Source organism: Campylobacter concisus (assembly GCF_003048835.2).
Taxonomy (GTDB): domain Bacteria; phylum Campylobacterota; class Campylobacteria; order Campylobacterales; family Campylobacteraceae; genus Campylobacter_A; species Campylobacter_A concisus_D.
Genome location: NZ_CP060705.1, coordinates 883519 through 908772 on the forward strand (window position 1 = coordinate 883519; position 25254 = coordinate 908772).

The following is a 25254-nucleotide window of genomic DNA, read 5'->3' on the forward strand; positions in this document are numbered from 1 at the left end:
TTTAATGGTTTGAAATAAATTTATTGTTTATGAAGTAGGTTTTTTAATGGAAGGTTGTAAATCATGGGACAATATGCGAAGATATAAAGTCCTCGATCTGTGAGAAAATAGGTTTAATAGGTTATGGTAAAAACTGCGGTATTATGTAGTATCCGCACAAGACTTTCATTCTAAAATCCGCTAAAATTCAGTCTATTATAGCATACTATAAAGGATTTTATATGACCGAATCTCACGTAATATCCGCTCTAGTATCTAAGCACTCCGAGCTTCAAGGAAATATCAAATATTATCAAGATATAATCTCAAAGCTAAAATCCGAGCTTGAAACAATAGATAGGGCTATTACTATATTTGACCCTAGTTATAAAACTACGTTCATTCGAGCTAAAAGAATTAGTAATGCTTCGTATTTTCCTCACGGAGAATTAAATCGTAGGATTATAGAGTGTTTAAAGATAAAGCCTAGCACTGTAAATGAAATAGCCGAGTATGTTTTTAAAGATGAGGAAGTAGATGACACTCTTATAGCCAAGTATAGGCAAAACATATCCTCTTTAATTTCAAAGCTCATAAAAAGAGGAACTGTCTCGTTATTTACCGACAACGGAGTAAAATTTTATAAGATAGCTTCCTAAGCTCCAAGCCTTTCGGCTACTCTATGATTGCCTTGCCAGTAACCGCAAAATTCATTAGATATTGAGTTATCGGCTAGGCATCTTGATAAAATATCGTCCATTATAGCTTTATTATCTAGTCTTCTCGTATCTTCTCTATAGGCTATCTCGTTAGCATAGTTTGAAAGATAAAGCGTTCCTAGCTTATGGCATTGACCGTATTGCAAACGTCTAAATCTAGCGTTAAAACTTTCGCTTTGGTTATTATTTTCTCCGTTTAGTCCTGAATACTCTATTTGGTGATTTACCCTTTTTAAATCGTAATGAGTTAGCAAATCGTCGTAAGCCGAATTTTCATCGGTATGAATTTCGCTATTTGGCGCAATATGCGATTTAGCGATAGCGTTTATATCTATGTTATTTTCACTTTTTAGGATAAATGTCTTGGTTTTACTAGCTCCGCTTCCAAGCAAATTTCTTTCTCGAAGCGATATAATAACTCTCTTATTCGGCTTAAAAGCCTTACGCCTATCTATTCTATCGTTTATATTATTAGCGAGTTTTATATAGTTTCCGACGTATACTCCGTCCATTTCGACTACTCCGCTAAATTTATTTCCGTTATCGCTAGTCATAAGACTTTCTCTGATTTTATGAGATAAGACCCAAGCCGTTTTATATTGAACGTCTAGGTCTCTACTAAGCTGTAAGGCTGAAATACCTTTGGTAGCGTTTGAGAATATAACGATAGCAAGAAGGATAACTTTAAAATCAAGCTTATGAGAATGAAATATCGTTCCGCTAGTAACGCTAAAGGTATGAAAGCAATCCTTGCAGCGATATTGCAATCTACTTTCTATAAAGTAGTGAGACGATGCGCTTCCGCAAGTAGGACAAACGGGATTGCCCTTGTTGCTACTCCAACGAATCGACTTAAAATACTCGTAACACTCATTCTCGCTCATTGAAGCTATCTTTCTGACTGATATCGTTCTAGCTTTAGATGAGAGGAGGAAGTGTTGGGACATTTGATAATCCTTTATGTTTTTATAGCCTTATTATACATAAAAATGTATTAGATTTACCTTAAATATAGATATATTTATATCCTAAATTATTATAAATATATCTTAATAAGATATTTATAGCTAATAGTCAAGATTTTTTTAAGAATAAACTAGCTATAATTAAATTATGGAACTAAACGATTTGATAAACAGAATTCACAAGCTCATTGAGGCAAAAGAGATAAAAACTATATCGCAAGCCGAAATGGCGAAGCGTATAGGCGTTCAACATAGAACATACGTAGAGTATTCTCGCGGCAAAAATCAACCGCTTGCTATGAAAGCTTTGCTAAATTTACTTAATGAGTTGGATGACGACGAAATTGTTAAGGTAGTAAGAGAATGGGTAGATTGATAAAATTTATAGATTTATTTGCTGGTATGGGAGGCACAAGGCTTGGTTTGGAACAAGCAGCAAATAAATTAGGCATTAACGCAAAATGCGTGTTTACTTCCGAAATAAAGAGTTATGCACTGACTACATATAATAGCTTCTTCAAAGAGAACAACGATGTTGTGGATATTACCAAAGTAAATAGCGCAGATATTCCGGATTTTGATATATTATTGGGAGGTTTTCCTTGTCAGGCTTTTTCTGATGCAGGCAAACGCAGAGGTTTTGAGGATGCTAGGGGAACTCTATTTTTTGAAATTGCTCGCATATTAAAAGATAAACGCCCAAGCGCCTTTATTTTAGAAAATGTAGAAGGCTTAGTATCACACGACAATGGTAAAACTTTAGATGTGATTCTAAATATATTAGGGCAACTAGGTTATAACGTAGATTATAGAATACTCAACTCAAAACATTTCTCTACGGCGCAATCAAGAAGAAGAATTTATATCGTTGGGGCAATAAATAAAAAAATATGCTTGAATTTTAAAAAAGAAAAGCCTATATATTTTAAAGATATTCAAGAAAATAATTTGTCAACGATAAATAACGATTTAACCAAAAAGATATTAAAATATTATAAACCACAAGAGCTTTACGGAAAAGCACTAAAAGATAAAAGGGGTGGCAAAAATAATATACACTCTTGGGATATAGCATTAAAGGGGGAAGTTTCAAAAGAACAAAAAGAAATATTAAATAAAATCGTTACAGAAAGAAGAAAGAAGAGTTGGGCTGAAACAATAGGTATTGATTGGATGGACGGAATGCCTTTAACGGCTAAACAAATAGCCACATTCCATTCTAGCAAAAATTTAACAGATAATCTTAATGATTTATGCAAAAAGGGATATTTAAAACTAGAACACCCCAAGAAAAAGGAAGGAAACGCAAGAGTATTCGATACTCAAAAACCAAAAGGATATAATATTGTTGCCGGCAAATTGTCTTATAGTTTTTCTATGTTTCTAAACCCATGCGATACAACGCCGACATTAGTAGCAACTGACTTAGATAAGATAGGTGTCATAGATAAAGGCGGTATCAGAAAAATTAGTTTAACGGAAGGATTAAGGCTATTTGGGTATCCCGATAACTATCCTTTACAAAAAATTAAAGAAAAAGAGGCTTATGACTTATTAGGAAATACGATTTGTGTAAACGTTATAGAAAAAATAGCTAAAAACATATTATCTGTTATTTAAAACAAAAGTCATTTCCATATTTTGTTATCAAATTATTTATAATGTTGCTTTTCCATAACTGAGGGTTTTGTTGTGATATTTGATGGTAATTACATAAAGTGCAATAAATTGCTGTTAAAAAACTTGCAATATCTTGAAACGGTCCTTGACTATTGTGCTTAAAATCAGAATTTGGTCTTATATTATAAATCATATTTCGTTTTACTTGTGTTTTTAGAGGAGGATACTTTCCATTTGAAGTAGTTCCAGCTATTTCCCAAATTTTTTTTAACCAGATATCTTTAATTTCAATATCAAAATTGTCATCAAAATCATATCCAAAGATTAAATAGTCCGCAAAAAGCTTATGAGGTTCAAACGCAATCGCTTCACAATATGAAGAAAAATTCGCGATATCAAAAGCCGGATTTCTATTGTAATTAAACGATTTAACTTCCAATAAATTGACATCTTCGGAATTTGATAAAAAGAAATCTGGAAATTCTTGCGAATTTAAAGGTTCTCGATAATATATATTATTGGTTATAAAATAGTTTTTTACCCAATCTTGCAATACATTACCAATAATATCAGTATGGGTTATTTTTACAGTTGTATTTACTATTGAAAAATATATAGAACCTTTACTTCCTTTCCAGTTTATATTTTTTAATTCATTAAATAAAGAACTAGCGGTGATATATCGTTTAGACATTTGTTTAATCCATTTTCGTTTTAAAAGTATATCTTAACATTATTTAGTTTTTATTAAAAACTTGTGCAAATGCTACATAATACCGGAGTTTTGCATAAATAGCAGCTGGCGGTTACCGCGATATTCATTTAAAAATTCATTTACAGTATAGGCGGTATCTCTTAAAATTTTTGGCTTATCATTGTCTGGTTTTGCTTGCTGACCTTGTATATACTCTACAAACAAACCCTTGCTTTCATTTATGAAATTTTTAAGATCTGATAGCTGCTCGCTTGTAAAATCAGGATCATAGCCTCTAAGCTTTCCTATGATAGTGACTTTTGCTTCATCGCCTTTTGTAAAGCCAGATAGTGGATATATGTGTCTATCGTAAGCCGCAGCTTGAGCTTTTCTATCAAGCCTTGCGTATTTAGGAAAGCTCATACCATATCCCATGTCGTTACTAAGTATCTCGTTAATATCGTTAAATTTAAACCCCATCTCACTAGCTATGTGTTCTCTAGACAGATAAGGATATGGTGAGCTAGAAATTTGCATTTTACTATCCTTAGTAAATTTTAAACTACTCAACGATTTTCAAAATTTGTTTGAGTAAGGTTTTTCTTTGATTTAAATCGACCTTTCAACAATTTAGTTTATATATAGCCTATCTCTACACAAAAGTATTGCTGATAGCGCTTATCCTCCCACTCCAAGAATTTGCTAGAGAATTTATATCCTCGCTAGTTGGCTTAAATTTCTCATATTCGTGTGAGGTAACACTTTCTGCGTTAATGTTCTTTGATCTTGCATATATCAAAAGCGTTAGCTCTTTAAGTCTTTCTTTTATGAGCGCTTTTATGCTCTCACTATCTTTACCCACTTTTTCAAAATCCACAAAGTACTCTTTATGCTCTCCAGTGCTTGAGATATCATTTAAGGCAGCGCTACTTAGCTTAGTCTTTGCACTATCACTTGGTAGCGGTCTAGAGCTGCGCAAAAATCCCATAAAAAGAGCCTCTTTACTGTAGCCTTCATCTGACTTATAAAAAGAGATATCAGGGTTAAAGCTAAACTCATCACCTGATTCGCTCATCGTAAAATCAACCTCTTTTACTATGAGCCTAATGCCTGCGCTTGATAGCTCTTTACTTATAGACTTAGCGCTATTTAGCTCATCAGTGCTAGAGTAGATGTTTGAGATAGTAGAGTTTGATAGATCTTTTAGTAGGTGTCCTTTGGCATCGTAGCTAGTGCCTTTTGTGCTGTAGCCTTTTGGTAGTTTGCCTATATCTGCAAGGGTGTAGCTCTTTTTATCATCACCTAAGGCAGAGGTCATTTGGTCAAATAGTCTGTAGTAGTGCTTTATGGTGTCAGCCATATCAATATTATCAAAGATCTTTATCTGCTCGTCCTTGCTCTTGATGCGATTTAGCACATGGTTGCGCTCGGCAAATCTATTAAGTTCATCAAGCGTGCTTTTATGGATTTTAAAGTCCTTTGGCAAACCTGCTGCTTTGTTAAAATCAGCTCCCATAAAGCCAGCTTTATCTACTGTGTAGCCATAAGCTTGAAGGTCATTAAAATTTAAAGAGCTGAGACTATTTTGTGAAGAAGTAGTATAAGTAAATTTAGCTGGCTCTTGGTTTGGCTTGCTAATCTTTTCTTTGGCATTTTGCTTCAAAATATCACTAAAATTTGCAGACCTGCCTTGTTTATGCTGTTGCTTAGTATATGAATTTACATTTGTGCCTAAGATGCTAATATCATTCATGGCTTGATCTCCTAGCTTCTTTTATAGTTTAAAGCAAAAGGTGTTCCAGTAAAATTTGAGTTTAAGAAAATGTGGGGAGATATATCCCCACAAAAAATGTTATTTATTTTTTATCGTCACCTACTTCTTCGCAAGCTACTTTATAGCGGTATTTGCACGCTAGCTCTAGGTAACTTTTTTGAGTGGCTGCATCGTTTTTTTCGCCGTAAAAGTCAGCTAGTTTATAACAAGCAAGACCAAATCTTTGCTCACATGATTTTGCAAATAGCTCATTTGCTTTGCCTTGCATTTTTGGGTCATCTTCGTAGTATTCGCCAAGTTCAAAGCAAGCTTTTGGCGTGCCAAGATCGCATGATTTGGTTAGTGATTTTACGATCGTTTCATTATCTTTTTTTGAGTTAATTGATTTTGAGTTTAGTAAAACTGCAAGTCTGTAGCAACCCCTTTTATCGCCTAGATCACAAGCTTTTTGATAGTACATGACACCTTTGTTGATGTCTCTTCTAGCATATGTTTTGCCAAGCTTTAAACACCAAATAGCTTCATTATTTGCGCATTTTTGCTCGATCCTAGCTATCTTTTCAGCTCTACCACAACCTGAGATGAACAAGATTGCAACAGCCATTAGAATTAAATTTTTAAACACATTTACTCCTTTATCGTTAAAAATTTATTTAACTGCATTATAAAATCATATAACTTAGATTAAAATTTAAAAAGGAGCAGAAAGGTAAATTTGCCCCAAGAGGGACAAATTTATAGATATAGCATCGTCCCAAGGCGGATCATATTTGAGCCACATTTTATCGCTAGTTCGAAGTCGCTACTCATACCCATCGAGCAGATAGTTGCGCCTTTTGGCTTTAGGCTCTCGTAAATTTTATATGTTAGCTCGAAGCTCTTTTGCACCTCTTTTGGCTCATCCACATGCGCTCCGATGCTCATCACGCCTTTTAAATTTATATTTTTGCACTCGCTTTGGATGCGCTCATAAATTTCAGCCGCATTTGCGACGCTGACACCTTGCTTTGTATCTTCGTCGGCCGAGTTTATCTGAAGTAGGGTGTCTAGCTTGTAGCTAAGCCTTTTATCGACCTCTAGGGCTCTTTCGAAGCTATCGCAGCTTTGCCAAAGCACTGGTTTTAGGCTTATCATTTGATTGATTTTGTTATTTTGCAGGCGGCCTATCATATGCCATTTGATGTCAGTGAAATTTTGCAACTCTAGCTCTTTTTTGGCTAGCTCCTGGACTCTATTTTCGCCAAAATTTCTCTGCCCTTGTGCGTAAAGCTCCCTCACTTCAGTGCATGTCACATTTTTGCTAACGGCTATCAGCGTCACATCTTTGCTTAAATTTTCTATCTTTTCAAGTAGATCTTTTAAAACTATCATCATAAACCTCCGCTTAATCTCATAATGTCATTGAATGTCGCGAGCACCATGATGCCAAGCAGTAGTGCCCAGCCGCAGTAGGTAAGCGTAACAAGCACTCGCTCATTTATCTCGCGTCTGAAAATTAGTTCATAAATGTTAAATAAAATGTGCCCGCCATCAAGCGCTGGGATAGGAAAGAGGTTTAGCACGCCCAAATTTACAGAGATGAGCGCTACGATTGTTAAAAGCACACTAAGGCTGATCTTAGCGGCCTTTGATGTGACATCGGCGATCTGCACGATACCGCCAACCTCTTTTAGTGGCACAGCTCCAACGACTAGCTTTTCAAAGCTTTTAAAGATGAGCTTTGAAGCCTCAACTGTCTCACCAAAGGCAAATTTTAAGCTCTCTAAACCTGTGTGATAAATTTTCACCACTTCGCCATTAGGCTGGATGCCGATAAGTGGGCGCTGCATCTTTTCATTAAATAAATTTATCGTTTCACCTATCTTTGGTGTTAAATTTATAGTCATTTGCGAGCCGTTGCGATCTATCAAAATGGCGCTAGGTTCAAGCTTTACATTTTTGCTGATCTCGTCCCACTCGTTTATTTTTACGCCATTTATCTCTAAAATTTTATCGTTTATTGCTATGCCAGCGCTTGCAGCTGCCGAGCCTTCAGCTATGTGTCCGACACTTGGCGCAAGTCTTTCAACACCGATAAATCCAAGCAAAATGTATATGAAAAATGCCAAGATAAAGTTAAAAAATGGTCCTGCAAAGAGGATGTAGATGCGCTTTATGGGACTTAGTACGTTGTAGCTATCAGCGTCGTAGTTTTTGGCCTTTGGGTCGGTGTCGTCTTGCCCTTTTAGCTGCACGTATCCGCCAAGCGGGATAGCGCTTAGGCAGTAGTCGGTGCCGCCAACATTTTTGGTGTAAATTTTCTCGCCAAAGCCGATGCTAAAGGTATTTACTTTGACGCCGAGCATTCTTGCTGCTAAAAAGTGGCCAAGCTCATGGAAAAATATGAGAAAACTAATGGCTAAAACGGTCACTAAAAAATAAAACGAATACGCATAAAGCCCAAGGCAAAGCAGGGCTAGCGTGAAGAGAATGCCTTTCAAAACTTACCTTTTTTTGAAAAAATTGATGAGATTTTAGCCAAAGTTTATAAATTTACTCTCAAATTTGGCTTGCCATCTAGCTAGGCGAAAATTTCTCTTAGCCAAGAGAGTGTTTTGGCTCTATTTAGCCCTTTGCTGAGACTAAAATAAGTTTTATCTTTATCGTCTAGGTCAAATTTCACATTAAAACGTGACTTTGCTTGATCAACAAATGGCTTTAAATTTAAAATATCAGGGCAGGGCAAAATATCTTTTGGCAGCTCTTGTAAAAAGCTCATGCCATCATCGTTAAAATTTATTCTAGCCCTTGGCACAGCGTCGTTTCTAAGCTCTATCTCAAATGTGTGATCATACACAAATGGCGCAAAAAGGCGAATTTCTAAGTGAAATTTACCGGCTAGCTCATCATCGCTTAAGCCTTGATTACTAAACCAGTAGCCAAAATTTACAGCATTTAGCGAGATGTCAAAATCATAAGGATCAGCAGGGCTCACGCCTATACGGCGCAAAAGCTCATATATAGGCAGTTTTGCCTGCAAACCATCATAATAGTCATAAAGCTTGGCAAGTAGCGGATGTGAACGGCCGGCTCTCTCTTGCAAGCGTAAAATTTCAAAGATATATCTGTGCGCAAACGAGCGGTGCGATACCGAGCGAGTGACCTGCGTGCTTAGATAGTCTAAAATTTCAGGGCTTTTTGAAAAGCTCATCGCGCTCCAAATGCCACGCAAAGTCTCTACGTCGTTATCAAACGTATCAAATTTATCTGCATGGGTTTTGTTGTATTCTAAAGCGCAGCTTAATAAAAATTCATTTAGCTCGGGACCGATCACACCGCCGATCTTTTCTAAATTTTTAGCATCGTGATAAAAATTTGTATTAATGATCTTTTGATTTAGTTTTTTCGCTTGTTTTTGCAGTGCCAGCTCTAAATTTGCAACGCGTTTTAGAATGATCTCTTTTAGTTCGTAGCTCAAATTTAACTCTTTTTCATCGCCTTTACATAGGCAAAGATGTATTCAAACCCAGAATAAAGAGTGAGCGCAACAGCGATCCATAGCAAAAGCTCGCCACCAGGCCAGCTCATCAGTAAAAATCCAACCGCAAACATCTGCGAAACGGTTTTGACCTTGCCAGCCATCGAAGCTGCGACTTCGACGCCGTCACTTGCCATCACGACACGAAAGCCAGTTATAAAAAACTCTCTTATCAAGATAAGATAAACAGCCCAAGCACTCGCTCTACCAAGCATCATAAGGCCTAAAAATGCAGCCAAAATCAGCATCTTATCGGCTAGTGGGTCAAGGATCGCGCCAAGTTTAGTCTTTTGATCCCAGCTTCTAGCGATGTAGCCGTCAAAAAAGTCAGTCACCGAGGCGATCACAAAGATGAGGGCTGCGAAGTAGTTTATCCAGCTTATATGAATTTGCGTAAAAATCCCTGGCGCATTTACGAGCATAAAAAACATAAGCGGAGCTAGCAATATCCTAAAAAATGCCAGTGAATTTGGTAAATTTAAGCTCACAAATATGCCTTTATGCTTAGAAATTTCACTCTCATTTAAAAGTCGTGCCACCATCTATTATAAATGTATGTCCAGTCACCCAGCTAGCCTTAGACGAGCATAAAAATAGACATGCTCCAGCTAGATCAGCAGGCTGTCCCATGCGGTTTAGCGGGCTAAGCTTTGCCGTCATATCGCGCACCTCTTCGTAGTTGGTAAAGGCTCTTAGCGCGTCTGTCTCGATAGGGCCGCCGCTTACGACATTTACGCGGATGTTTTTCTCACCAAGCTCGGTCGCAGCGTATCTTGCCATCGCTTCAACGGCTGCTTTTGCTGTGCCGTGGCCTGCGTAGTTTTCGATATAGACTAAATTTCCAGTTGAGCTTAGGCTAATGATACTGCCTCCACCCACTTTTTCCATGCGTTTTGCAGCCTCTTGCGCGCCCACGACAAAGGCATTTACGGTTGCTGTGAAGATATTATTTATACCTCTTGGTTTTAGCTTCATAAATTTAGTGTATCCACCAGCCACTGCGCGACCTGAGATAATAGCGTTTGAGATGAAAAAATCAACCCTGTCAAAGTCCTCATCTATCTTTAAAAATAGCTCCTTATAAGTCTCTGGCTCAAGGATATTTAGCGCGTAGGCTCTAGCTTTTATCTTGTAGGTAGTCTCAAGCTCTTTTGCCTGCTCTTTGGCAAGCTCCTCGTTTGAGTTGTAGGTAAATGCTATATTTACGCCAGCTTTTGCAAATTCTTCGACTATGGCTCTGCCGATGCCTCTAGTGCCGCCGCTGATGACTAGCGTTTTACCTTTAAATTCGTTTAGTGCGTCCTTCATTAAAATCCCTTTATTTCGTAATTTTTAATAACTTCTTCGATCTTTTTGAAATTTTCTTTGCTCGGTTTGCAAAGTGGCAAGCGGTACTCCAAAGTGTTGATCAGTCCTGCTAGATACATCGCCGCTTTGATCGGTATCGGGTTGCTTTCGCAAAAGAGTGTTTTGTTTATCGTATAGAGGTTGTCATTTATCAGTTTTGCTTTTTTGTACTCTTCATTCATCGCAAGGTGAGTAAGCTGTGAAATTTGATCTGGTAAGAGGTTTGCAGTGACCGAGATGACGCCCTTTCCGCCGTATGATAGGATAGGGTAGTTTATCGCATCTTCGCCGCTAATGACCACTAAATCAGGCTCGTGAGCTAGCAGATCGACGCATCTATCGATGCTGCCTGTTGCTTCTTTGATGCCAAAAATATTTTTACAATCTTTAAAAAGTCTAAAAACGGTTGCTGGCAAGATATCTACGCCAACTCTGCCTGGGACGTTGTAAAGAAACACCGGAATTTCTATGCTGTTTGCGATAGCCTTGTAGTGCTCGTAAAGCCCTTCTTGCGTCGGTTTGTTATAGTAAGGAGCGACTGATAGGATGCCGTGAGCACCGTGAGCTTGAGCAAATTTAGCGATACCTATGGCCTCGTGAGTGGCGTTGCTGCCAGCACCAGCGAGCACCTTGACATTTGTGCCTTTACATGCATCTACTGCGATCTCGATGCAAATTCTATGCTCATCATGCGTTAGAGTTGCGCTCTCACCAGTTGTTCCCACTGGCACAACGACGTCTATGCCGTTTTTTATCTGTCTTTTTATCAGTTTTTCAAAACTGACTTCGTCTATTTTTTGGTTTTTAAATGGCGTAACTAGTGCTGTCATCGCACCTTGAAGCGAATTTTTCACGTCTATTCCTTTTTTAAGATTATTGTCGTGCTAGTTTTTTCGTTGAAATATCTATTTGCTATCTCTTTTAAAAGCTTGGCATCTATCTTATCTATATTTTTTTCAAGCTCGTAAAGTGGCTTTATATCGCCTCTAGCAAGGTATGAGCCGTATAAATTTGCCACCTTGCTCGCGCTCTCAAATGAGTAGATAAAATCAGTTTTTATCAAATTTTTAACTCTTAAAACGTCCTCTTTGTCGATCGGCTTTCTCTTTAGATCATCTATGATCTTTAAAATTTCAGTCTCAACCGCGCTAGCCTCGACGTCTGGGTTGCAAACTGCTAAAAATATAAATAAATTTTCATCAACGCAGCTCATATTGTAAGCGTAAATTTGATTTACAAGCATTAGCTCATCGACAAGGCGTTGCTGCAAGATAGAGCTTTTGCCAGTGGCTAGATATTCACTTATCGCATTTAGCCCCACTTGATCAGCATGCCTAAAGTCTGGGATCTTATAAGCGATTGCTAGCATTTGCGTTTGGCTATCTTTGTAGATGATAGCCCTTCTTGCACCGTCTTGCTCAGGCTCTTTGCAGTGTAGTTTTGGTATGGCTCTTTTATTTTTTATGCTGCTAAAGTTTTTCTTAGCTAGCTTAAATGCCTCGTCTTTGCTGATGTCGCCACTTATCATTAAAATGGCGTTTTTTGGCTGATAGTATGTAGCGTGAAATTCTTTTATATCAGCGATCTTCCAGTTTTCGATATCTTTTATAAAGCCTATTGGTGTCCAGTGGTATGGGTGGTAGATAAATGCGTGGTTGTAGAGCCTAAAGTAGAGGTATCCCATGGGGTTGTTGTCTGTTCGCCACCTGCGCTCTTCGTGCACCACCTCGCGCTCTGGCTGAAATTCTTTATCTTTTAGGCTTAAATTTTTCATAAGCTCGGCAAAAAGACCAAGCGTTTTGTCTAAATTTTCATTTGAAGCTTTTATGAAGTAGTGAGTGTAGTCAAAGCCCGTGCTTGCGTTATTTACGCCGCCAAAGCCCTTTACGATCTCATCAAATTCGCCAGCGCGTAAATTTTTGGTTGATTTGAAATTTAGATGCTCTAGCATGTGAGCGATGCCACTTTTGCCCATCACTTCGTTTCTGGAGCCAACTTTATAAAAGACATCAACACTTATCACTTTTGAGCCAGGATTTACTGGCACGTGATAAATTTCAAGTCCATTTTCTAGTTTAAATTTATTAAATTTTATCAATCTCTTGCCCTCTATTTTTTAACATTTGCGCCGACTGCTTCGCTGATAGAGGCAAAGCCATCTCTTTTTAAAAGCTCTAAAATTTCTAAATTTATATCTCTTGCGATCATCGGCCCTTTAAAGATAAAGCTTGTAAAAATTTGAACTAAATTTGCTCCCATTTTTATGCGCTCATAAGCCTCTGCACCGCTATCTATGCCGCCACACGCGATAAGCGTCGTCTTGCCATAAAGCTCATCAGCCACGGCTTTAAAGATCTCTTTTGATTTTTTGGCGATCACCTTGCCACTTAGTCCGCCAAAGTCCTTTAAATTTGATGAGTGAGAGAGCGAATAATCAACGCTTGTATTTGAAACAAGCACGCCACTAGCGCCGTTTTCTACCGCACAGCTACAAAGCTTGATCGCATCTTCGTGGCTCATGTCAGGAGCTATTTTAAAGATGATCGGCTTTTTAGTTAGTGGCAAAATGACGCTAAAAAGCTCTTTTATAAAGCTCTCATCCTGCAATGCTCTTAAATTTGGCGTGTTTGGCGATGAGACGTTTATGACAAATGTATCGCAAATTTCGCTAAATTCTCTTACTAAAATTTCATAGTCTTTTATCGCATCTTCGTTTGGTGTAACCTTGTTTTTACCGATGTTTGCCCAAACTGGTATGGTGAAAGGATATATCTTTTTTACTCTATTTTTGATAGCCTCACAGCCTTCGTTGTTAAAGCCCATTGCATTTTGGATGCTCTCTTCGTCTATGAGCCTAAAAAGCCTTGGTTTTGCGTTGCCAGGTTGTGGTTTTGGTGTAAATGTGCCAAATTCTAAGTGTCCAAATCCAAGAGCCGTTAGCGCTTCAAACATCGTGGCGTTTTTATCAAAGCCACCAGCTATGCCAACTGGGTTGTGGTAGGTGCTTGAGAATAAATTTTGTTTTAGCGCATTGTCATCGACCACGCATTTGTGCGCTAAAAAGCTTAGCGAGCCAGGGAATATTTTGTTTGCCCCAACCATCGCGACTTCAGCGATCTTGTGGGCGGTTTCAGGATCAAATTTGAAAAATATAGATTTTAAAGTATTGTAGTTTAAGCTCATTTTAACCTCTTTAAAATGCCTAAAATTTCTGCAAATCTTAGCAAAAATCGCCTTAAACTAAGGCTTTGCCCTTAAGTCTTGCATAAATTTCATTTCTCTTGCTAAGCTCCTCGTCGCTTCCACTATCAATGATCTTGCCATCACTCAAAACTGCGATCTTATCGGCATTTTCAACCGTGCTTAAGCGGTGAGCGATGACAAAGATGATCTTTTTGCTTCTTAGATTATTTATCGCTTTTGTGATCTCTTTTTCACTCTCGTTATCAAGTGCAGAAGTAGCCTCGTCAAAGATTAGAATTTGTGGATTTTGATAAAGCGCTCTAGCTATGGCAATGCGCTGTCTTTGACCGCCTGAGAGGTTGGTGCCAAATTCATTTAAGATAGTGTTTATGCCGTTATCTAGCTTGCTTACAAACTCATAAGCATTGGCTAGTTTTAGTGCGTTTATCACGGCTTCTTCGTCAAATTCTCTGCCGTAAGCTACGTTTTTAGCAACTGTGTCGTTAAAGATATAGACGCGCTGGGTTACAAGGCCGATATTTTGGCGAATTGAGTGAATTTTGATATCTTTTAAATTTGTGCCGTTTATCAAAATTTCTCCGCCATTTACATCGTAAAATCTCATAAGTAAATTCATAAGCGAGCTTTTTCCGCCACCACTTGAGCCAACAAGGGCTATAAATTCTGACTTATTTGCCTCTAAATTTATCCCTTTTAAGACTTCTTTGTCGCCGTAGCTTAGGCGGACGTCGTTAAATTTGATCAAATTTATCTCTTCATTTAGCTCTTTTTCGCCATCTTTTATCTGGCTTACTTTATCCATTAAGAAAAACGTCCTCTCGCTTGCTGCGATGGCATCTTGCATCTTATTATAGATATTTACGATGCGTTTTAGCGGGGTGTAGAGCATGAAAAGCGCTGTTAGAAATGAAAAGAATGCACCCATGTTTATATGTCCGTCGATGACGTCTTTGCCGCCTATGATGATGACCGCCGCCACGCCTATTGAGCCGATAGTCTCCATTAGCGGGCTTACTAGCTGCTCGATCTTGACACTTTTTAAATTTAACTTGAAAAATTTGTTATTTTCATCAACAAAGCGTGAATGCTCGTATTCTTGGGCGTTATTTGCTTTGATTATCTCGATATTTGTAAAAATTTCACTAAGCGCAGAGGTGATGTCTGATGTTTTTTCTTGCGACTGCTTTGAAATTTTCTTCATCCTTTTAGCAAGGCGCGAGATCGGATAGATCGCCACTGGCATAACGACAAGGGCAAAAAACGCCAGCTTTGGACTTTGGTAGATGACGACGCAAAGAAGTCCGATGATAGTTATAAATTCCCTCGTAAGTTCAGGGATCATGCTTGAAACTATCGATCTTATGCGGTCGATGTCGTTTGTTGTTCTGCTGATTAGCTCGCCGGTTCTAAATTCGTTGAAAAAGTCCATATCTAAATTTAAAAGGTTTGCAACCATCTTTTCGCGAAATCTTCTAATCGTATCTTGCCCGATATATGCCGTAAAATAGGCCTGCATGAAGGTTCCGATGTTTTTTATCACGTAGATTGCGATGATGGCGCAAGGTAAGATGTAAAGTAGCTTTTCGTTTTTCTCAACGAAAATTTTATTTAGCACAGGCTCCACAAGATAGGCACTTACCGCCGTTCCACCACTGGCAAGCCCCATGCCGATGATGGCAAAGATGAAGTGTGGGATGTAGTCTTTAAAGTAAGGACCAAAGCGCTTTAGCACATCTTTTAAGCCAAAATTATTCATTATTTCTCTCCCAAACTGCGCCATTTGGCGTATCCATGATAGAGATATTTAGGCGAGAAAGCTCATCTCTTATCTCATCAGCTCTTGCAAAATTTCTCTCTTTTTTAGCTACCGCGCGCTCATCAAGAAGCCTCTTTATCTGCTCTTTTTGCTCGTCACTTACGCCAAACTGAAAATACTCCACATAGTTTGTGATAGCAATGCCTAAAATTTCGCCTATCAGCTCTAAATTTGCCACCACTTCGGCCTTATAAGCTTTATCTTTTGGGTTGTTATCAAGTCTTTCATTTGCCGTTTTTACAAACTCATCGACGCTTGCAAGCGCTTTTGAAGCATTTAGATCATCACTTAGCGCCTCAAGCAGCTCATTTTTAAAACTATCACTTGCCATGCCAGATTGCACGCCATCAACTCTTTTTTTGAGGCGGTAAATTTTATCAAGTCTCTTTTTTGAAGCGTTTAGATCCTCGTGTGAGTAGTTAAAGTGCGCTCTATAATGGCTCGTAAGCAAGTAATATCTAAGCACTTCGCCATGAACGTTTTTTAGGGCGTCTTTTACAAAAAAGCTGTTGTTTAGGCTCTTGCTCATCTTTTCGTTATTTACTTTTATAAAGCCGTTGTGCATCCAGTATTTGCTCAAATTTTTATGATAGGCGCATCTGCACTGACTTGCCTCATTTTCGTGGTGCGGAAAGAGCAGGTCGATACCGCCAGCGTGGATGTCGATCTCAAATTCTTCGTTTTCTTTATCGCTTAAAAACTCCCTTATCATCGCCACACACTCAGTGTGCCAGCCAGGGCGACCCTTGCCAAATGGGCTCTCGTACCATTTCTCGTCAAATTTCCAAAGCACAAAGTCTTTTTCATCTCTTTTCTCGCAAAAACATACTACGCGTGCGATTAGATCGGTGTTGTTATCCTTACCGCTAATGCTAAAATATCCGCTATCCTTGCTCGTGTCAAAGTAAATTCCATCGCTCGTTTTATACGCCACACCTCTATCCATAAGCACTTTGATGTAGCTAATGATCGCTTCCAAGCACTGCGTAGCCTTTGGTTTAAAGTCTGGATCAAGCACGTTTAAAGCACCCATGTCGCTCTCATAGTGCGCTATATATTTGTTTGTGATCTCTTCAAGAGTTTGACCAGTCTGCGCCATTTTATTTAAAATTTTATCGTCGATGTCGGTGTAGTTTCTTACAAATTTGACCTTGTAGCCAAGCGCTTTTAAGACCCTTCTTAAAAGATCAAAGCTAACGGCTGACTTTGCATGTCCCAAATGCGCGTCGTCATAGACCGTTGGACCGCACAAATAGATGCTAACTTCGCCATCTTTAATAGGGCTAAACTCAACCTTTTCTCTTTTAGAAGTATCAAAAATTCGCATTAAATATATCCTTTAAAAATGTTAAACCAAAATAGAGCAAAACCGCCGCAACAGCGATAGCGGCTATAAATTTAGGCTCGATTATAGCTAAAAATCGCTTAGCTCCAAAGGCTCTTATATATAAAATAAGCTGCAAAAATCCCCCAAGCGAGCTTGCAAATGCAAGGCCAGCAGCTCCAAATTTCTGCATCAAAATGACAGCTAGGATCAAATTTATCACAAGGCAGATGATAGAAATTTTGGCTGCCTCTTTTTGCTTCATATTTGCATAGAGCCAAAGTGAGAAAATTTTAGCCAGTCCAAATGGCGTAAGCCCCACCAAATAAGCACTTAGCACCTTGGCGCACTCGGTCGTGTTTGCCCTTACGAAATTTCCTCTTTCAAACAAGAGCCAGATGATAAACTCGCTTAGCACAACGCCTGCGATCGTGGCTGCTAGCAGGGCGCAAAGTAGCAGGTAAAAGCTCTTTTTCGTCCAAACTAGGGCGTTTACTTCGTCTTTTTGCTTTAAAAGTCTGGTGATCTTTGGAAAAAGCGCCTGAGAGAGCGCGATCGCAAAGATGGCAAGTGGGAGCTGGAAAATTCTATTTGCATAAAAGAGGTAGCTTATCGAGCCACTTACTAAAAAGCTAGCTAGCCAAGTGTCCATAAATGCGCTTATCTGCATAGCACTTGAGCCAAGTAAGCCATGGTAGAAATTTATAAAAAAGCCTTTGCTCTGCGCTCTTTTGCCTTTAAAATATCCGCTTAGACCACCCCAGAAAATTTTATTTAAGGCGTTAAATTTCATAGCAACTAGATGCACCAAAACCTGCAAAATACCGCCCGCAACAACGCCAAAGCTAAGATAAAGCGCAACTACGCTCTCACTCTTGCCGCGAGCCAAAAGTAGTGAAGCGATCATGGCTAAATTTAGCAGCGCAGTAGAAAACGCAGTCGTAGCAAAATGCCCTTTATACTGAAGTAGCGCCCCCATGAAAGTGACGATATAAACAAGGGCTAGATAGTAGAAATTTATACGTACAAGTGGCACTGCGTCTGTGATATTTTGCTCGCTCAAGCCGCTTGCGATGATCTTTATAAAGTAGGGCGTAAATAAATTTACAAGAAGCGTCAAAACGCCTATAAAAAGTAGAAATTTGATGAAAATTTCAGCTTGAAAGATCGCTTTTTTCTTGTTGTTTGTAAAATTTGGCAAAAATGCCTGCGTAAAAGCGCCCTCACCAAAGATACGGCGAAATAAATTTGGTATCTTAAATGCTATAAAAAAAAGGTCGCTAAATATGCCAGCACCAAGGATAGAAGCCGTTAAAAGATCTCTTACAAGCCCTAAAATCCTTGAAGTCATGATGCCAACTGAGTTTGAAAAAAAGCCTTTTATAAACATCACCCACCTAGTAAATTTAAAAACGCAATAGTAACAAAAGATGCTTTAAAGCTTACATAACCCAAATTTAATAAAGTTTTAGAGATAATAAGAGCCAAAATTTTATGTGAAATGGATCAAATTTGAGCGAAAACGTGCAAGAAAACGAGAGATTTTTACCGCCAACGCAAATTCAAACTTCAACGCCTTATCTATCGCTTAAAGAGTTAAGCAAACAATATAGCGTGCCGGTGGAATTTATAGACTTTAAACTCTCAAATATCTTAACTTACTACAAAAATAAAGATAACGTCGAGCCAGTTTTTGTCCCTGAAGAAAATTTAAGCTTTTTTGATGACAACACATTTTATCTTGACGAGACGCTAGAGATCGAGCAGGTCTATGACGTGGAGTTTTTTGACGTTAGGCTAAATGCCACGCCAAAGTTGCCAAAGATAGACATTGGCGTAAATTCAACCATAACAAAGGTCATCGCAAAGGTTAGGGCGAGCAAAGAGTGCGAATACGAACAACACTACGAAGATAAGCTTTTTGAATACATCGCAAAACAGCTTATGAAGGCTCAAATTTTAATAGGCATAAGGATCGGCAAGCTAAAAGAGGAGCTAAAGCAAATCGCCTCGATAATTCACGTAAAGGGCGAGCTTGACAAGGACTACACGCTAAATTTAACCCAAGGTATCAACCCTAAAAAGTCTATCGACGCAAAGATCATATACTATTATAAAGATAAGCTTAATGAGCTAAAAGAGGAAGACAAGGTTGATTATGCCGATAGGGGCTTTGTCTTTGGCGTGGCAAAAGATGAAGTGATAATGGAGGAGAAAAAGTCACATGAGGGCGCAAATGGACGCGATGTAAGAGGAAAGCTTATAGAGGTTGCAAAGCCAAAAGAAGAGAGTGAAAAAGAGATAAGCATAAGCGAAAATATCGAGCGCGTAGAAAATGACGAGAGCATAAAATACATCGCTAAAAAAGCAGGCTACGTGGTCGAGAAAAACGGCTCTTTTGACATCGAAGAGCGCATAGAGATAAATGAAGCAAATTTTAAAACGACTGGCTCTATCCAAGCAGGCACCGACACAAACGTCACACTAGTAGTTCGTGAGACTGACACGATAAAAGACGCTATCGGCACTGGCATCATTGTTGAGGCTGATGAGATCGAGGTAAAGGGAAACGTCGGCGCAAATGCGATGGTCAAGGCAAACGATGTAAATATCGGCGGTCAAACGCACCAAAAGGCTAAAATTTACGCCAAACACGCCAAAATTTCTATCCACATCGGCAAAGTCGAGGCTGAAAGCGTCGAGATAGATAGGCTAGAAGGTGGCACCGTCATAGCAAAAAGAGTAAAGATAAATAGCGTAGTTGGTGGCTCGATAACAGCTCAAAACATCCAGATAGATACGCTTGGCTCAAACTGCACCATCACAGCCTCGCACCTAATCGACGTTAGATATCTAAAAGGCACTGATAATAAATTTATCATTGACGCTAGCAAGATGCCAGAAAGTGCGGAGGCTACGCAAGATCAGTTAGGAAAGATAGAGAGCACCAAGTCAGAGCTAGCTACGCTTCTAAAAAACATAGAGAGCAAGAAAAATGTCATCAATGAGAACAAAGACTCGATATATACGATAAAAGCTAAGATCGAGGAGCTATCAAAGGCAAAAGTGATACCGCCAGTTACATTTATGAAAAAGCTAAAAGAGTATCAAGGGCTCGTTAATGAATACAACACCTTGCTTAGGATATTCAAAGAGAAAAAAGAGCTGCTTTCTGATCTAAAAGATGAGCTTGAGATGATGCAAAATGGCATATTCTCAGCCAAAGTGATAAACAGAGGCAACTGGATCGAGCTAAATGAGATAAGATTTGTCATCGTCGATCCTCCGCAAAATGTCACCTACGTCTCAAAACAAAACGAGACCGCCCACGTCATCACGCTAGATAAATTTGATAACGGCGGCGAGGTCGAATACAAGATCAAAAAGTCAAACAAGCTAGAAGACTACGCGGATATAAATTTCATGGAACAAAAGGTTAAATGATGATAAAAGCAATCGAAGGCATCGTTACGAAAAAAGAGCCTGCATTTGTGATACTTAAGACAAATAGCGGCGTAAGTTATGGAATTTTCATCTCGCTTTTTTGCTCAGCAAAACTTAACAAAGGCGAAAAAACCGAGCTTGCCATAACGCAGATCATAAGAGAGGACGCAAATTTACTCTACGGCTTTTTAGACGCAAATGAGCAAAAGATGTTTGAGATGCTTATCAAGCTAAATGGCATAGGCGCTAGCACAGCGATGGCAGTTTGCTCTAGCCTTAGCTCGCAGGCATTTACAAATGCCATAATAAGCGGCGACGCTGACACTTTTAAAAGCGTGCCAGGCATCGGACCAAAGACAGCTAGGCGCATAATAGCTGAGCTAAGTGACGCAAAACTAATAAGCGACGAGAGCGTGCCAAGCTACCAAAATGAGGCACTTTTGGCACTTGAGGCACTTGGCTTTAAGCGTGAAAAGATAGTGAAAATTTTGCCTGATTGTAAGAGTGAAAACACGAGCGATCTTATAAAAGAGGCACTTAAAAAACTAGGATAAGGATAAAAAAGATGAATTTAGGCGTGATATTTGGAGCAAAGAGTTTTGAGCATGAGATAAGCATAGTAAGCGCGATAGTTTTAAAAAACGTCCTAAAACAGGAGCTAAAATTTATATTTTGCGATGCAGGTAGGGACTTTTACTTGATAGAGCAAAAAGATATGAGAGCAAATTTCTTTAGCTCTGGTAAATACAAAAACTCAAAGAAGCTATCTTTAGCAAAGGGTGGCTTTTACGCGCACTCGCTTTTTGGCGCAAACAAAGTTGAATGTGACGTCATTATAAATTTAATCCATGGCATGGACGGCGAAGATGGCAAAATAGCGGCACTTTTTGACTTTTATGGGGTCAAATATATAGGTCCAAGGCTTGAAGCAAGCGCGCTTAGCTACAACAAAGAGCTTACTAAATTTCTAGCGCAAAAGGCTGGCGTAAAGGCACTTGACTACGAGATGCTAACTCGCCAAAATGAGCCAAAATTTCACTATCCTATTATATTAAAGCCAGCAAGGCTAGGCAGCAGCATCGGCGTGAGCGTCGTGCATGATGATAGCGAGCTTGCCTACGCAAAAGATGTGGCGTTCGAATTTGACAAAGATGTTTTGGTAGAGCCCTTCATAAATGGTGTTAAAGAGTATAACCTAGCAGGATGTAGGATCGATGGAAAGATCAAATTTTCTATCATCGAAGAGCCAAAAAAGAAAGAATTTTTAGACTACGAGCAAAAATATCTAAGTTTTTCAAATGAAAACAAGGTAAAAGAGGCGGAAATTTCAGAAGAGCTAAAGCAAAAGCTTAAATTTAACTTTTTTAAAATTTATGATTGTGGATTTGACGGAGCGATCATTAGATGCGACTTTTTCGTAATAGATGACGAGGTCTATCTAAACGAGATCAATCCAAATCCAGGCAGCCTTGCAAACTACCTATTTGATGACTTTGAAAGCACGCTAAATGCCCTTGCTAACTCACTTCCAAAAGAGCGTGATATAAAGATTGATTATAAATTTATAAACTCTATCACTTCGGTAAAAGGTAGCGGCAAGCTCTAATTATTTAGCGATATATAAAGTAGTTTGTGATATTTTACGTAAAATTTTACATAAAGAGTGAAAATGGTGACTTTTACAAAAGATGAAATTTATACAGCAACCGAGGTGGTTAGAAATTTTAGCTCTGTCCTTTCTCGTGTGGGAGCTAGCGAGCTAAAGCACGCTGTCATCGTTAAAAACAATAAATTTGAAGCTGTCCTTTTAAATATGGAAGAGTACGAGCGCCTTTGCGAGGCTGTAAGCGTGCTTGAGAGCATTTACGCTGCTAAAAAGAGAGAGAACGATGGCGAGTAGGGCAGTAAAATACGGCTCAGAAGAGTACGAGATCAGCTACGAAGTAGTAAATCCAAAATGCAAAAAATTAGTGCTTTTCTTGCATGGCTGGGGTGCTAATAAAGAGATAATGAAAAAGGCTTTTGGTTTATATCTAAGCGAGTTTTGCCATGTCTATATCGACATGCCAGGCTTTGGCAAAAGCTCCATTTTTAAGCCTTTAAAAACAAGTGACTACGCAAAGATCGTTACAAATTTCTGCGCTGAGCTTGGCATAAAACCAGACATCATCGCAGGACATAGCTTTGGCGGCAAGGTCGCAACGCTTCTAAAACCACCATATCTAGTGCTTTTAAGCTCTGCTGGCATAGTTGTCAAAAAGCCATTTATCGTGCGAGCAAAGATAGCGATATTTAAAATTTTAAAGATATTTGGCTTTGGTAAATTTTACAAACTCTTTGCCACAAAGGATGTGAGCGGCATGAGCAGAGTGATGTATGAAACCCTAAAAAACGTTGTTGATGAGGATTTTACAAAGCATTTTGCTGACTTTGGGGGCAGGGCTTTTATATTTTGGGGTGAAAATGACAAGGCAACGCCTGTAACAAGCGGCGAGAGCATAGATAGACTTATCAAAAATAGCTCATTTTTCCCACTTAGTGGCGATCATTTTTTCTTTTTGCTTCACGCTAAATTTATAAGTGATGAGATAGAAAAAGGGATAAATTTTGAGCCAAATGAAGCAAAAAATGTCGTATTAGATGACGATGAGAGCGGGATCGAGGAGATAAGATGAGTATATTTTTAAGTCTAAGCACAGTTTTATTTATCTTTGCGCTTGCTTTTTATGTGATCACTTGCTTCCAGTGGTTTTCATATAAGCCTGAGCGTGTGCTCTTTCACTTTACAAAGCCCGCTTGGCACGTATTTTTCTTCATTGTACCGTTGGTGCTTTTTTACACGACTGGTAAGTGGTTTTTCATCTACTTTTACTTTGCGCTTTTGCCAGCTCTTTATCTGTGGCATAAAAAGCTTGATAAAAAACTGGTCTTTACCGCTAGGATCAAGCACTTTTTTGTGATCCTAGCTTGCGCTATCATCATAAACTACGCTTTAAATTTCATCATACACAAGGCGTTTTTGGCTCCCATGCCACTTTTTGTCTTGGTCGTGAGCCTATTTTTTAGTGAAATTTTAGAAAAGATCAAATTTCAAGGCTTTAAAAACAAGGCGCTTAAAAAACTGGGCGCAAACAAAGAGCTAAAGATCATTCTAATCACCGCAAGCTATGGCAAAACAAGCATAAAAAATTTTCTCTTTGAAATTTTAAAAGATAGCTTTGTCTGCTATAAAACGCCTCGAAGTGTCAATACAATGGCTGGCATCATCAAAGATATCAATGAAAATTTAAGCGAGCAAACGCAAATTTACATCGCTGAAGCAGGTGCTAGACTAAAGGGCGACATCCTAGAGATCACTAAATTTCTAAATCCGCAAATCGTAATCATAGGCGAGATCGGCGCGCAACACATTGAGTATTTTAAAACGCTTGATAATATCCGCGCAACCAAGCTTGAGGCACTGCAAAGCGAGCGTTTGCAAATGGCATTTTTGCATAGCTCGACAAATAAAGAGCCAAGCGAAAACATAGAAATTTACGACGAAAGCCTAAAAGATATAAATGCAAATTTAGATGGAATTTCATTTATGCTTGATGGCAAAAGCTACGCTTCGCCACTACTTGGCAAATTTAACGCTACAAATTTAGCCGTTTGTATCAAGGTGGCAAGATACCTAAAAATGAGCGATGAAGCGATAAAAGAGGCGCTTTTAAAGATGAAAAACGTCGAGCACCGCCTAAGCAAGATCGAGGCTGGTGGCAAGCTAATAATAGACGATAGTTTTAATGGAAATTTATCAGGCATGTGCGCTAGCTACGAGCTAGTAAGCACCTATGTTGGCAGAAAAGTGCTGCTAACGCCTGGTATCGTCGAGAGCGATGCAGAGCAAAATGCAAATTTAGCCAAGGTGATAAATGAAATTTTCGACCTAGTCATTATCACAAGCTCACTAAACGCCGAAGTCTTGCTAAAACACATCGTAAAACCAAAGATCATCATCCTAAAGGACAAGAATAAAATGCAAGAAATTTTAGCCCAAAACACGTACGCTGGCGATCTTATACTATTTTCAAATGACGCACCGAGTTTTATATGAAAAAGATAGTTTTTTTAGCTCTAATCTTAAGCTTAGCCTTTAGCTTTGACATTGATGACTACGACAGGGGCAACGAGGCTATAAATGCCGGAGACTACGCAACTGCGTATGAAATTTTTTACGATGGCTGCGAGCAAAAAGACGTGCTTTCTTGCGAGGCTTTGGGCGATATGTTTGTAAATGAAGAGATAAACGAGCAGATGGATAATGATCTAAAAAAGCACTCAAATATCGAGCTTGGAGTGAGTTATTTTATGAAAAGCTGCGATCTTGGTTATCAAAACGCCTGCGATGACGTACTAAGCCTAAAGGACGATCTAAACATCACCTTGCCTTCTGGCGTCTATGAAAATGCCAAAGCTAGATATGACGAGCTTTTTGAAGAGTTTAAAGAGCAAGAGGCAAATAAGACGGTAGAAGAAGAGGAGCCAAAAGAGAGGGGCAAAAAGTAAAATTTAAGGCTTTTAAATTTGGCTTTGCAATGTTAAATTTAGGCAAGCCTAAATAATAGCAACCTTTAAAATATGCTCTTTTAGGCCGCTTGGTATCTCGCCATTTTCAAGCGCCATTAGCTCGCTCGCTCTTAGGACGTAAAAGTCTTGCAAGCTTCTATTAGCAGACTTCTCAAGCTTTTTTGCTAGCGTGTCAAAGATATAAAACTCGGCCTCGTTGCTAGCTAGTAAAAAATCAGCCCCACTATCAAATGCGGCAAAAAACTATCTTACTAGCAAGCTTGCAAGCTATTTTTATCAAAT

The 25254-nt window shown here is 38.8% G+C and carries 26 protein-coding genes; 10 read left to right on the forward strand and 16 right to left on the reverse strand.

What is annotated here, in order from left to right; translation table 11 throughout:
- Nucleotides 1-221 precede the first annotated feature (221 nt).
- On the forward strand, nucleotides 222-638 hold the full coding sequence (locus CVT08_RS04415; RefSeq protein ID WP_107856842.1) for a hypothetical protein: 417 nt from the start codon (nucleotides 222-224) through the stop codon (nucleotides 636-638).
- Here CVT08_RS04415 and CVT08_RS04420 read toward each other — a convergent pair.
- Nucleotides 635-1645 carry an IS1595 family transposase gene (locus CVT08_RS04420; RefSeq protein ID WP_107856843.1) on the reverse strand — a complete coding sequence of 337 codons (1011 nt, stop codon included), beginning with the start codon at nucleotides 1643-1645 and terminating at the stop codon, nucleotides 635-637. The two genes, CVT08_RS04415 and CVT08_RS04420, sit on opposite strands and share 4 nt — an antisense overlap.
- 181 nt (nucleotides 1646-1826) lie before the next feature.
- Between CVT08_RS04420 and CVT08_RS04425 the strand changes: the two genes are divergently transcribed.
- Complete coding sequence (locus tag CVT08_RS04425) at nucleotides 1827-2039, forward strand: XRE family transcriptional regulator (protein ID WP_230855956.1); 213 nt, start codon at nucleotides 1827-1829, stop codon at nucleotides 2037-2039.
- A complete protein-coding gene (gene dcm / locus CVT08_RS04430; RefSeq protein ID WP_107856845.1) occupies nucleotides 2027-3283 on the forward strand; it encodes a DNA (cytosine-5-)-methyltransferase in 1257 nt (418 codons plus the stop codon). Before CVT08_RS04425 ends, dcm begins: the two co-directional genes overlap by 13 nt.
- Here the strand turns inward: dcm and CVT08_RS04435 are convergent.
- From CVT08_RS04435 to murJ, 15 genes are all read right to left on the reverse strand, one after another.
- A complete protein-coding gene (locus tag CVT08_RS04435) occupies nucleotides 3276-3977 on the reverse strand; it encodes an NgoBV family restriction endonuclease (protein ID WP_107856846.1) in 702 nt (233 codons plus the stop codon). The genes dcm and CVT08_RS04435 overlap by 8 nt on opposite strands.
- A 72-nt stretch (nucleotides 3978-4049) precedes the next feature.
- Nucleotides 4050-4514, reverse strand: coding sequence for a hypothetical protein (locus CVT08_RS04440; RefSeq protein WP_196381032.1), 465 nt, complete (start codon nucleotides 4512-4514; stop codon nucleotides 4050-4052).
- A gap of 115 nt (nucleotides 4515-4629) precedes the next feature.
- The gene (locus CVT08_RS04445; RefSeq protein WP_230855957.1) at nucleotides 4630-5730 is read right to left on the reverse strand and encodes a Cj0814 family flagellar-dependent secreted protein; all 1101 of its coding nucleotides are present in this window, start codon (nucleotides 5728-5730) and stop codon (nucleotides 4630-4632) included.
- 103 nt (nucleotides 5731-5833) lie between these two features.
- Entirely contained in the window at nucleotides 5834-6376 is a 543-nt protein-coding gene (locus CVT08_RS04450) for a tetratricopeptide repeat protein (RefSeq protein WP_107856847.1), read from the reverse strand.
- A 110-nt stretch (nucleotides 6377-6486) separates the two neighbouring features.
- Entirely contained in the window at nucleotides 6487-7125 is a 639-nt protein-coding gene (locus tag CVT08_RS04455) for a YggS family pyridoxal phosphate-dependent enzyme (RefSeq protein ID WP_181000210.1), read from the reverse strand.
- A complete protein-coding gene (gene rseP / locus CVT08_RS04460) occupies nucleotides 7122-8231 on the reverse strand; it encodes an RIP metalloprotease RseP (protein ID WP_107856848.1) in 1110 nt (369 codons plus the stop codon). The genes CVT08_RS04455 and rseP overlap by 4 nt, the downstream gene beginning before the upstream one ends.
- Before the next feature lie 80 nt (nucleotides 8232-8311).
- Nucleotides 8312-9208: a hypothetical protein gene (locus tag CVT08_RS04465; protein WP_107856849.1), complete on the reverse strand. Its 897-nt coding sequence runs from the start codon at nucleotides 9206-9208 to the stop codon at nucleotides 8312-8314.
- 2 nt (nucleotides 9209-9210) lie between these two features.
- Nucleotides 9211-9756: a CDP-diacylglycerol--glycerol-3-phosphate 3-phosphatidyltransferase gene (pgsA, locus tag CVT08_RS04470; protein ID WP_009293904.1), complete on the reverse strand. Its 546-nt coding sequence runs from the start codon at nucleotides 9754-9756 to the stop codon at nucleotides 9211-9213.
- 31 nt (nucleotides 9757-9787) lie between these two features.
- Nucleotides 9788-10576: an enoyl-ACP reductase gene (locus CVT08_RS04475; RefSeq protein WP_009293903.1), complete on the reverse strand. Its 789-nt coding sequence runs from the start codon at nucleotides 10574-10576 to the stop codon at nucleotides 9788-9790.
- Nucleotides 10576-11445 carry a 4-hydroxy-tetrahydrodipicolinate synthase gene (dapA, locus tag CVT08_RS04480; RefSeq protein ID WP_413784349.1) on the reverse strand — a complete coding sequence of 290 codons (870 nt, stop codon included), beginning with the start codon at nucleotides 11443-11445 and terminating at the stop codon, nucleotides 10576-10578. The genes CVT08_RS04475 and dapA overlap by 1 nt, the downstream gene beginning before the upstream one ends.
- Before the next feature lie 26 nt (nucleotides 11446-11471).
- Nucleotides 11472-12713, reverse strand: coding sequence for a M16 family metallopeptidase (locus CVT08_RS04485; RefSeq protein ID WP_107856851.1), 1242 nt, complete (start codon nucleotides 12711-12713; stop codon nucleotides 11472-11474).
- An 11-nt stretch (nucleotides 12714-12724) separates the two neighbouring features.
- A complete protein-coding gene (locus CVT08_RS04490) occupies nucleotides 12725-13798 on the reverse strand; it encodes a quinone-dependent dihydroorotate dehydrogenase (RefSeq protein WP_107856852.1) in 1074 nt (357 codons plus the stop codon).
- A 52-nt stretch (nucleotides 13799-13850) separates the two neighbouring features.
- Entirely contained in the window at nucleotides 13851-15575 is a 1725-nt protein-coding gene (locus tag CVT08_RS04495) for an ABC transporter ATP-binding protein (RefSeq protein WP_107856853.1), read from the reverse strand.
- A complete protein-coding gene (cysS, locus tag CVT08_RS04500; protein WP_107856854.1) occupies nucleotides 15568-16962 on the reverse strand; it encodes a cysteine--tRNA ligase in 1395 nt (464 codons plus the stop codon). Before cysS ends, CVT08_RS04495 begins: the two co-directional genes overlap by 8 nt.
- The gene (gene murJ, locus CVT08_RS04505; protein ID WP_107856855.1) at nucleotides 16949-18349 is read right to left on the reverse strand and encodes a murein biosynthesis integral membrane protein MurJ; all 1401 of its coding nucleotides are present in this window, start codon (nucleotides 18347-18349) and stop codon (nucleotides 16949-16951) included. The genes cysS and murJ overlap by 14 nt, the downstream gene beginning before the upstream one ends.
- A gap of 122 nt (nucleotides 18350-18471) precedes the next feature.
- Here murJ and CVT08_RS04510 point away from each other — a divergent pair, with 122 nt between their 5' ends.
- The 7 genes from CVT08_RS04510 (at nucleotide 18472) to CVT08_RS04540 (ending at nucleotide 24951) form a co-directional block, all read left to right on the forward strand.
- Nucleotides 18472-20403, forward strand: coding sequence for a flagellar assembly protein A (locus CVT08_RS04510; protein WP_107856856.1), 1932 nt, complete (start codon nucleotides 18472-18474; stop codon nucleotides 20401-20403).
- A complete protein-coding gene (gene ruvA / locus CVT08_RS04515; RefSeq protein ID WP_107856857.1) occupies nucleotides 20403-20957 on the forward strand; it encodes a Holliday junction branch migration protein RuvA in 555 nt (184 codons plus the stop codon). Before CVT08_RS04510 ends, ruvA begins: the two co-directional genes overlap by 1 nt.
- Before the next feature lie 11 nt (nucleotides 20958-20968).
- Nucleotides 20969-22009 carry a D-alanine--D-alanine ligase gene (locus CVT08_RS04520; protein WP_107856858.1) on the forward strand — a complete coding sequence of 347 codons (1041 nt, stop codon included), beginning with the start codon at nucleotides 20969-20971 and terminating at the stop codon, nucleotides 22007-22009.
- A 63-nt stretch (nucleotides 22010-22072) separates the two neighbouring features.
- Complete coding sequence (locus tag CVT08_RS04525) at nucleotides 22073-22303, forward strand: type II toxin-antitoxin system Phd/YefM family antitoxin (RefSeq protein ID WP_107856859.1); 231 nt, start codon at nucleotides 22073-22075, stop codon at nucleotides 22301-22303.
- Nucleotides 22293-23078 (forward strand): alpha/beta fold hydrolase, encoded by a 786-nt coding sequence (locus tag CVT08_RS04530; RefSeq protein ID WP_107856860.1) that lies wholly within the window; start codon nucleotides 22293-22295, stop codon nucleotides 23076-23078. The genes CVT08_RS04525 and CVT08_RS04530 overlap by 11 nt, the downstream gene beginning before the upstream one ends.
- Nucleotides 23075-24499, forward strand: coding sequence for a Mur ligase family protein (locus CVT08_RS04535; RefSeq protein ID WP_107856861.1), 1425 nt, complete (start codon nucleotides 23075-23077; stop codon nucleotides 24497-24499). The genes CVT08_RS04530 and CVT08_RS04535 overlap by 4 nt, the downstream gene beginning before the upstream one ends.
- Complete coding sequence (locus CVT08_RS04540; RefSeq protein ID WP_107856862.1) at nucleotides 24496-24951, forward strand: hypothetical protein; 456 nt, start codon at nucleotides 24496-24498, stop codon at nucleotides 24949-24951. The genes CVT08_RS04535 and CVT08_RS04540 overlap by 4 nt, the downstream gene beginning before the upstream one ends.
- The last annotated feature ends 303 nt before the right edge of the window (nucleotides 24952-25254 follow it).